Annotated in this window: 4 protein-coding genes and 5 pseudogenes; 5 read left to right on the top strand and 4 right to left on the bottom strand. The window is 62.3% G+C overall.

Annotated features, from left to right (window positions below):
• Positions 1 to 569: ISL3 family transposase (locus W7U_RS24900; RefSeq protein ID WP_008263988.1), on the top strand; the 569-nt coding region annotated here is incomplete at its 5' end.
• Positions 570 to 583: 14 nt separating this feature from the next.
• Here the strand turns inward: W7U_RS24900 and W7U_RS25920 are convergent.
• Together W7U_RS25920 and W7U_RS25915 are read right to left on the bottom strand one after the other, a co-directional pair.
• Positions 584 to 919, bottom strand: a pseudogene (locus W7U_RS25920) (IS5 family transposase); the annotation flags it as partial.
• A 16-nt stretch (positions 920 to 935) separates the two neighbouring features.
• Positions 936 to 2206 (bottom strand): annotated as a pseudogene (locus W7U_RS25915) (IS1380 family transposase); the annotation flags it as partial.
• Positions 2207 to 2483: 277 nt separating this feature from the next.
• On the opposite strand from W7U_RS25915, the gene W7U_RS24890 reads away from it, so the two are divergent.
• The 4 genes and pseudogenes from W7U_RS24890 to W7U_RS24880 all read left to right on the top strand — a co-directional run bounded on the left by W7U_RS24890 (position 2484) and on the right by W7U_RS24880 (position 7450).
• Positions 2484 to 3494: an alpha/beta hydrolase gene (locus W7U_RS24890; RefSeq protein WP_033721600.1), complete on the top strand. Its 1011-nt coding sequence runs from the start codon at positions 2484 to 2486 to the stop codon at positions 3492 to 3494.
• An 82-nt stretch (positions 3495 to 3576) separates the two neighbouring features.
• Positions 3577 to 3883: pseudogene (locus W7U_RS26875) on the top strand (TetR/AcrR family transcriptional regulator); the annotation flags it as partial.
• A gap of 218 nt (positions 3884 to 4101) precedes the next feature.
• Complete coding sequence (locus tag W7U_RS24885) at positions 4102 to 4521, top strand: MmpS family transport accessory protein (protein WP_008263966.1); 420 nt, start codon at positions 4102 to 4104, stop codon at positions 4519 to 4521.
• Positions 4518 to 7450, top strand: a pseudogene (locus tag W7U_RS24880) (MMPL family transporter). Before W7U_RS24885 ends, W7U_RS24880 begins: the two are co-directional and overlap by 4 nt.
• Before the next feature lie 50 nt (positions 7451 to 7500).
• On the opposite strand, the pseudogene W7U_RS26350 reads toward W7U_RS24880, so the two are convergent.
• Both W7U_RS26350 and W7U_RS24875 read right to left on the bottom strand, forming a co-directional pair.
• Positions 7501 to 7663: pseudogene (locus W7U_RS26350) on the bottom strand (DUF5078 domain-containing protein); the annotation flags it as partial.
• A gap of 239 nt (positions 7664 to 7902) precedes the next feature.
• Entirely contained in the window at positions 7903 to 8544 is a 642-nt protein-coding gene (locus tag W7U_RS24875; RefSeq protein WP_007172204.1) for a TetR/AcrR family transcriptional regulator, read from the bottom strand.
• Positions 8545 to 8791: the final 247 nt, after the last annotated feature.

The following is an 8791-nucleotide window of genomic DNA, read 5'->3' as shown; positions in this document are numbered from 1 at the left end:
TCCCGGACGCGGTCACCATGACTGGACCCCTTCCACGTTGTGGCTTTGCCGGGACCAAGCTCGACCTGATCCGCCAACGCATCCAGCAGCAGACCCTGGGTCGGCGCGGACACACCGGTGACCCGCTCTATGGGATCCGGCGCATCGCCCGAACCCGCCTGCAGCTGCTCTCCCCACGCCAATACACCCGGCTGACCGAGGTGCTCGACGGCGACGACCATCTCGCCGTCAAGGTCGCCTGGCTGATCTATCAGAAGATCATCGCCGCCTACGCCGACCCGAACCGACGTCACGGCAAGAAGGCAATGACCAGGCTGATCGAGTCGATACGGCGCGGCGTACCCGCCGGATTGGAGGAGATCGCCCAACTCGGCCGCACGCTATCGCGCCGCCGCGCCGACATCCTGGCCTTCTTCGACCACCACGTCTCCAACGGACCCACCGAGGCCATCAACGGCCGCCTGGAAGCATTGCGCCGCAACGCCCTCGGATTCCGCAACCTCACCCACTACCGTTGGCGCTCACTACTACACAGCGGAGCACTCCACCAACTTGTCAATGCACTCTGAATTACGAAGAGCCGTTGATGGGCACGCACGTTGGTCGAATCGACTGATAACAGCTTTTCGATGTCGGCGTGCACGTCGGCGTCGAACCCGAACGAGGCCGCGACCCGGGCGAACATCTCGTCGTACGTGCCGTCCAGCGACCACCGGTGATGGCGTTTCCACACTGTTTGCCACGGCCCGAATTCGGCGGGCAGGTCCCGCCACGGGCATCCTGTGCGAAAATGCCAGGCGATCGCTTCCAGGATCAGCCGGTGATCACGAAACCTGTTGCCTCGCTTACCGTCATGCGACGGCATCAACGGCTCGACCACCGCCCAAAACTCATCACAAATCACACCCGTCCGTGTCACGAGATCGATCTTGGCTGCGGGCGGGTTGATGACGCTCGAAGGCCAGGGTTTGAGTCCAGGCGATCAGGTCGCCAGCCAGGGCGACGACTTCGAGCCAGATCCGGTTGGCCCGGTAGCTGTGGAAAGGCAGGTTACGCAGGCCGGTGTCCTTCAGACAGCGGATACGGTCTTCGGCGCGGGCGCGTTGGCGGTGACGCACTTCCAGGGTCGGCAGCGTCCAGCCGGTTCCGCGAGTGTTGGTCGCAAAGCAGGTGATTCGCCAGCCGTTATGGTCGGTCAGCCGTAGCTGGGCACCGGGGTGAGGACGTTCACGGCGGGCGATGACTCGCATCCCGCGTGGCCATTCCTGGGGGCCGTACTTGGCCGGCGAACGGGTGGGTTTGACCGGGGTCGGCATCCAGTTGGTGAGCTCGGCGACCTGCGCACCCTCACGAGGTGCGCCGTCACTGTCGAGCGCAGCCACCCAAGCCTGCTCGGGAATCGTCTCGATCGCGGCCTGGACAGGGCCGTGAGCGGGAAACCCGATGGAATAGTGCAATCCGGCGTCGGTGAGGTGATGCAGGAATGCTTTAGACGCCCCGCCGGCATCGGCGCGCACCAGCACCTGGCCCCGCTCGGCGGCGGGCAGTTGTTCCAGCGCGGCGCCCAGCACTGTGATGTGATCAGAACTATTGAACGGCGAGGCCTTTCCGGGCGTAGGTCCAGCGCCAGAGTTTCTCCGGTGCCGTGCTCGCCATGGTCGACAAAAGCGCACATCGGGGCGAACCCATAAGACATCTTGTGGGTCGCCTCAGCGCCCTCCTTATCCGAATGCGCCGCCACCAGGGTGGCATCGATATCGACGATGACCTGCCCACCCTCTCGTGTTCCCGGTGTTCCCGCCAGCGGCCGACGCCGTGACCAGACCCGGTCACGGGCTGCAGCGTGTGCCGAGCGCAGCGCCATGACCGCAGCATCGGTGGTGGCGTCATCGACGGCCAACGCCGCAAACAACCGAGACACAGTCGGGTCGGAGGCCACGACTCCGAACAAGTCGCGCTGCGCACGGACTGCGGCCACATCGGCCAAACAGTCACCACCGAGCGCGACCGCGATCGCCACGTCAAGCAGCACCTTGCCCGGATCATGGCGGGCCCGCGCCAGCCGCCACGGCCCCAGCGCCCTCGATAGGACAAGCCCCAGGCCCGCAACCCGGATCGTCTCGTTCATCATCGCCGCGCCCGATGACGTCACCAACGACTCGCGGACATCATCGACGACCAGCCCACCAACTGCGTTACGCTTCACCTACGGAGTTGCCTTCCTGCTTGAGGATCTTGAGACTTCAGCAATCCCAAGAATTCCCTGCAGGACAGGCGCTTCCGTGCATTACACGCCGTCACAACCCCCAACGACATGAAACCTCGAGGCTAGCATTGTGAAGTCGGCGATCTGGGCCCCTCCCGTCCGATCGCGAGGGGTCTGTCGAACGTGCAGACCGCTACCGTCCTCACTCCTTCGCGCGTTACAGCGGACCCCATACAGATAGTATCTAATACATGCGGTACCTGATACCGTTGGCTCTGTGAATTCGTCTGATTGGCGGGATCGGCCCGCGAGCGCCCACTTCGGCTCCATCTGCTGGCAGTCGCGCCTGCTGGCGTTATTGACGGCTATCTTCGCGCGCCCAGTGCTCGCTACCTTGACCGTCATCGGCATAGTCATCAACCGTTTCAGTCCTCACCTGTTGCAGCGTGCACGCCTTGACGTCATCGACAAACCGCTGCGCGTGGTGCCGCCACCGGCGGGAACTCAAGTGACCCCCGTCGCATTGCCACAGTGTCCGGCCGAGTGGGTGGTATTCCCGACGGCCCGCCAGTCCGACCGGGTTATCGTCTACTTCCACGGCTCGGCGCTGGTGACTTTGGGTCTCAATTCGCATCGGCGGTTTGTCGGTAAGCTCTCCCAAGAGACCGGCGCGCGGGTATTCAATGTCGGTTACCGGCTGGCCCCGCAGGCCCGCCTTGAGGATGCCGTGTCCGACGGGCTCGACGCCTACCGCTACGTTATGTCGCTCGGCTTTTCAGCGGATCGCATTGTGCTAGCAGGAGATTCGGCCGGTGGCATGGTGGCTGCCGGTACCGCACTGGCCGCCCGCGACAGCGGGCTGCCGGTGCCTGCGGGTCAGGCGCTGATGTCACCGCTGACGTCGTCGGATATGGGGCTGAAGTACCGGGCCCTCAAAGACCATCGCGACGTGATGTTTCCGTTCATGACGGTGAAGTTCCTCTATGACGTCTTCGGTACTGTCAACGGCACCCGGGCGGCGCCAGTGATGCCGTCGGAGGCCGATCTGCATGGCCTTGGCCCATTTTTGCTCCAGGTTGGCACCCACGAGATGCTGCTCAATGACACCCTCACGCTGGCCGACCGGCTGCGGGCTCACGGCGTACCAGTGTGGGTGCAGCAGTGGCACAAGGCGATGCACATGTTCCAGCTCGGTTTCGACGTCAACCCAGATGCGCTTCGCGCGGTTGAGGAGGTGGCGATGTTTATCCGTCATCTCACCACCGCGCCGGAAAAGAACAGCGCATAATCCGCCCATCGCGCAGGTCGTGGAACATAGAGCAGCCAGTAGCGCAGGGCTTCAAGTGCGGCGCGGACCAAGACGCCGGTCGCAGCACGAGGTGGACGACGAACGGGTTGTCGAGGTCAAGCGGATCAGGACCGCCGCGACGCTATCCCCGCCGACGCAATTGAGAGCTCGTTGCCTGCGCTCGGCCGTTCGGGATCACTGGATATGCTGTTGGCCGCCTACTCGCTGGTGGCCACCCTCTGGCAGACGCCAACCCGCCAGAGCGGCTCACCGATGTCTACGCAAAGGGCGCGCAAGTCGTTCCGCCCGAGTGGAATCTGGGCTTCGCGTCCGCCTTGACCCGCCTGCTGACCGCCAGGTGCATCGGCCTCATCTCTGAAACCTCATGAACAGAAAAGGAGACCAGGACGCAGTGGCTTGGCGAACTGCAACCGGTGAAAACGATGCCAACCTTGTCGATGGCCGGGAACCAGGCGAGACCGCGCAGCCTTCCGCCGGCAATGGCTTTGCGCCAAACGCTAAGTTGCGATCGAGCCAGTCGAACGGGCGGTGGGGCGCCCAACTAGCGGGAGATGGTTGGCTGGGGAGGATTCACGTTGGCGCTGCGATGAAGAAAATGTGGATCGTCCTGGTCATCGTGGCGGTGGTGGCGGTAGCGGGCTTCTGCGTACTGCGGCTTCGCACCTTTTTCGGCGTCCACGACAATCGCCCGATGACCAGCGGCATCGCCGATGAGATCAAGCCGTTCAATCCCAAGCGCGTGGTTTACCAGGTTTATGGTCCCCCGGGGACGGTGGCCAACATCAACTACTTGGACATCAATGCCCAGCCCCAGAAAGCTAGCAACGTGCCTTTGCCCTGGACGCTCTCGGTTACCTCGACGCTGCCCTCGGTGAGCGTCAACATCGTCGCGCAGGGCGACAGCAACCAAATCGGCTGCCGGATCATCGTGGACGAGGTGGTCAAGGACGAAAGGTCGAGTCAGGGTATGAATGCGCAAACGTTCTGCATAGTGAAGTCCGCATGACCGATGACCGGGCCGCAGGGCTGCCGCATATGCCGGTTTTCGCGCGAACGGTCCACAAACTCGCGGTGCCCGTCGTCTTTGCCTGGGTGGGGCTTGTCGTCGTCCTCAGCGTCTTGGTTCCATCGCTGGACGCGGTCGCCGAAGAACACACCGTGTCGATGAGCCCCAAGGACGCGCCGTCGATGCAAGCGATGAAGCACATCGGCAAAGTATTCAACGAATTCAACAGTGACAGTGCGGTCATGATCGTGCTGGAAGGTGACAAGCCGCTGGGCGATGAGGCCCACCATTTCTACGACCAGATCGTCCGCAAACTCGAGGCTGACACGAAACACGTCCAGCACGTCCAGGACTTCTGGGGGGATCCGCTGACGGCCGCCGGTTCGCAAAGCTCCGACGGCAAGGCCGCCTATGTGCAGGCGTATCTTGCTGGTAACCAGGGCGAGAGCCTGGCCAGCGAGTCTGTCGCGGCGGTCCGCAAGATCGTGGACAGCGTGCCTGCGCCGTCGGGGGTCAAGGCCTATGTGACCGGCGCTGGGGCGTTGATCGCCGATCAGCACTGGGCCGGACAAAAGAGCCTCCAGAAGGTCACGATCATCACCTTCGTGGTGATCATCGTGATGTTGCTGTGGGTATACCGCTCGATTATCACCGTGTTCAGCACGTTGTTCATGGTGGTGATCGAGGTGATGGCGGCTCGGGGGGTTGTCGCTTTCCTGGCCTACAACAACATCATGGGATTGTCGACCTTCGCGGTTAATATTTTGGTGCTGTTGGCCATCGCCGCTGGGACAGACTATGCGATCTTTATTCTCGGCCGATATCAAGAGGCGCGCGGCCTAGGCGAGGACCGCGAAAAAGCCTTCTACACCATGTTCCACGGAACCGCGCACGTCGTCCTTGGCTCTGGCCTGACTATTGCCGGTGCGATGTATTGCCTGAGCTTTACCCGGCTTCCGTATTTCCAGACTATGGGTATCCCTTGTGCGGTCGGGATGCTGGTCGCCGTTGCTGCCGCGCTGACCTTGGGTCCGGCGGTCCTGACCGTCGGCAGTTTCTTCAAGCTGTTCGATCCTAAGCGCAAGATGCGGACCCGGGGATGGCGACGGGTGGGCACCGCGATCGTGCGCTGGCCCGGGCCAATTCTCGCGGTGTCAGTCGCGATCGCCCTCATCGGTCTACTCGCCCTACCCGGTTATCAAACCAATTACGACAACCGGCTGTATTTACCCCCGAGCGTCCCCGCGAATATCGGCTACGCCGCCGCCGAACGGCATTTCCCCGCGTCCCGGATGAATCCGGAATTGTTGATGATCGAGACCGATCACGACATGCGCAACCCGGCGGGCATGCTGGTGTTGGACCGGATCGCCAGGGGGGTCTTCCACATCCCGGGTGTCGCGCGCGTCCAGGCGATCACCCGGCCGCTGGGAACGCCGATCGAGCACACCTCAATCCCGTTCCAGATCAGCATGCAAAACACCACGCAGGTCGAAAACCAGCAGTACATGCACCAGCGCATGGACGACATGCTCAAGCAGGCCGACGCGATGCAACAGTCCATCGACACCATGCAGCGCATGTACAACATCACCTCGCAGATGGCCGCGGTCACCCACCACATGGACGGCCTCACGCATGAAATGTTGGATGTCACAAACACATTGCGCGACAACATCGCCAACTTCGATGATTTCTTCCGGCCGATTCGCAGCTACTTCTACTGGGAAAAGCACTGCTTCGACATCCCGGGCTGCTGGTCGCTGCGATCCCTCTTCGACGCGCTCGACGGTCTGGATCAGATCACCGAAAATTCACCTATCTTGCCGGCGACATATCTCAGCTGGACGCCTTGATGCCGCAGATGCTGGCGCAGATGCCGCCCATGATCGCCACCATGACGACCATGAAGCAAATGATGCTGACCATGCACAGCTCGATGTCGTCGCTGTATGACCAGATGGACGTGATGAGCCAAAACTCGACCGCCATGGGCCAGGCCTTCGACGCCGCCAAGAACGACGACTCGTTCTACATCCCGCCGGAAGTCTTCGACAACCCCGACTTCAAGCGCGGTCTGAAGATGTTCCTGTCGCCGGACGGGCACGCGGCCCGCTTCATCATCTCCCATGAAGGGGATCCCGCGACCCCGGAAGGCATTTCGCACGTCGAGCCGATCAAGAACGCAGCCAAGGAAGCCATCAAGGGAACTCCGCTGGAGGGCGCCAAGATCTACCTTGCCGGCACCGCCGCGGTCTACAAGGACATGCGCGACGGCTCCAAATACGACCTGATGATCGCGGCAATAGCTGCGGCCAGCCTGATTTTGATCATCATGCTGATCATCACCCGAAGCCTGGTCGCCGCGGTCACCATCGTGGGCACGGTGCTGATCTCGTTGGGCGCCTCGTTCGGACTGTCCGTGCTGGTGTGGCAGGACATCATCGGCTTCAAACTGCACTGGATGGTGCTGGCGATGTCCATCATCTTGATGCTGGCCGTCGGATCCGACTACAACCTGCTGCTGGTGTCCCGTTTCAAAGAAGAAATCGGTGCCGGTTTGAAAACCGGAATCATCCGCTCGATGGCCGGCACCGGTGCGGTGGTGACGTCTGCGGGCCTGGTCTTCGCCGCCACCATGGCCTCGTTCATATTCAGCGATTTGAAAGTCGTCGGGCAGGTCGGCACCACCATCGGCCTGGGTCTGCTGTTCGACACCCTGATCGTGCGCTCATTCATGATGCCGTCCGTCGCCGCGCTGCTGGGGCGCTGGTTCTGGTGGCCGCAACAAGTACGCACTCGCCCGGCCAGCCAGCTACTTCGGCCCTACGGGCCACGTTCGGCGGTTCGCGCCTACCTGCTGCCCCGGCAAGATGACCCGCAGTCGGCGACCACCGACCGGTTCCCGGCGGCCTCACCGCACTACTAAGGCATTGCTGAGGTGCATGCAGTCCCGACCGCGGCGGGACTAGGGCGGGGTTAGCTCCAGTTCCAGACCGACATTTCCCCGGGGAAGGTAGTTGTTGCACACGTGGGTGGACTTGGCGACAACGCCCTTGTTGTTGCAGAAGATCTTCATGTGATTGGGCCACGCGAACCAAAGCGGATCGCCGTAGACAGCCTCGGAGAACACGCGAGTTTTGCAACATCCAACGCACCTTTCTCAATAGCGCCCGACGGTCGCTAAGACATCGACCTAAACGCCTACTTTCTGCTGCACCCCGCACCAGAAGACGCTTCGGCGACATAGGCCCGCTGGTGACGTTGGCGGTTGGTCTATAGGGAAACCATCAAAGACCTCACCGTCGAGCATGAAGTCCTGAAGTCTTGGAGGACAAAGTGAAGCGGCTGCTGCGGAAAGAGGGGTTTGCGGACGGTGGCCTACGATGCGGGCTCATCGGCCTTGCGGCGGTGCGCGGCGAGGAAGTCATCGACGATGCGCTCACAGTCTTGACGATCGATGGCACGCAGCCCGGTGAGTCGGGCAAACGCCACTGGCCCGACGAGTTGACACAGGATGAGCTCCGGGTCGAAATCGTCGAGGTCGGCGCGGGCTTCGGGGCTTTGCAACAGGGCATCGAATGGCTGGCGATACTGGTCGATGATCCGTGTGCGCAGCGCGTGCCGGTCGTGGGTTTCCTGGGTGCCGTTTGGTGTGCGGCCAAGCGCGACCCAGGCCAGGGTGGTGACGTGCAGCGGTGCCTCCTGGAACAGCGTGGCCTGTCGGCTCAACAGTTCGATGAGTTGGTCGCGCAACGATCCCGTCTCCGGTGCAGGGTGGACCTGCGGCAGCAGCCTTTCAAATGTGGCGGCAAGCAGTTGAGTGGAGCTGCTGAAGTGGCGATACAGGGTCGTGCGCGCGACTTTGGAGGCTTTGGTGACCGCGTCGATGGTGACGGCTTCGATGCCGCCGGCGCTCAGGAGTTTGGTGGCCGCATCCAATAGCCGGGTTCGTGAGCGCAACAGGCGCGGGTCGACGTCATCATCGTCGTCGACCGGGAATTCCAGGGTGTCGCGCTCCATGTAGTCACCGTAAACCTCGCGCGTAGCTGGCCGGCACCGAATCGCGGCTGCATCGGTCGATTGATTCGACCCCTAGACGGCTACGCTACTACTAGTAGCGTAGCGATACCACTAGTACACTTGTCTGTAGGGGTCTGTGGGGCGAAGGAGGACGCATGATCGGGCAGCGGGTCGGACGATCCCTGGTTGAGCAGCTTCAGGGCGCGGCCACCACAGGCCGGTTCGTGTGGCGGACGAACGAACTCTG

Source organism: Mycobacterium sp. H4Y (assembly GCF_000364405.1).
GTDB classification, from domain to species: Bacteria; Actinomycetota; Actinomycetes; order Mycobacteriales; family Mycobacteriaceae; genus Mycobacterium; species Mycobacterium intracellulare.
This window is presented reverse-complemented; position numbering and strand designations above follow the sequence as displayed.

What these genes read in the sequence shown, in the direction of transcription:
- W7U_RS24885 (WP_008263966.1), top strand. Translation starts at nt 4,102, where the DNA reads ATGAAGAAAATGTGGATCGTCCTGGTCATCGTGGCGGTGGTGGCGGTA.
- W7U_RS24875 (WP_007172204.1), bottom strand. Translation starts at nt 8,544, where the DNA reads ATGGAGCGCGACACCCTGGAATTCCCGGTCGACGACGATGATGACGTC.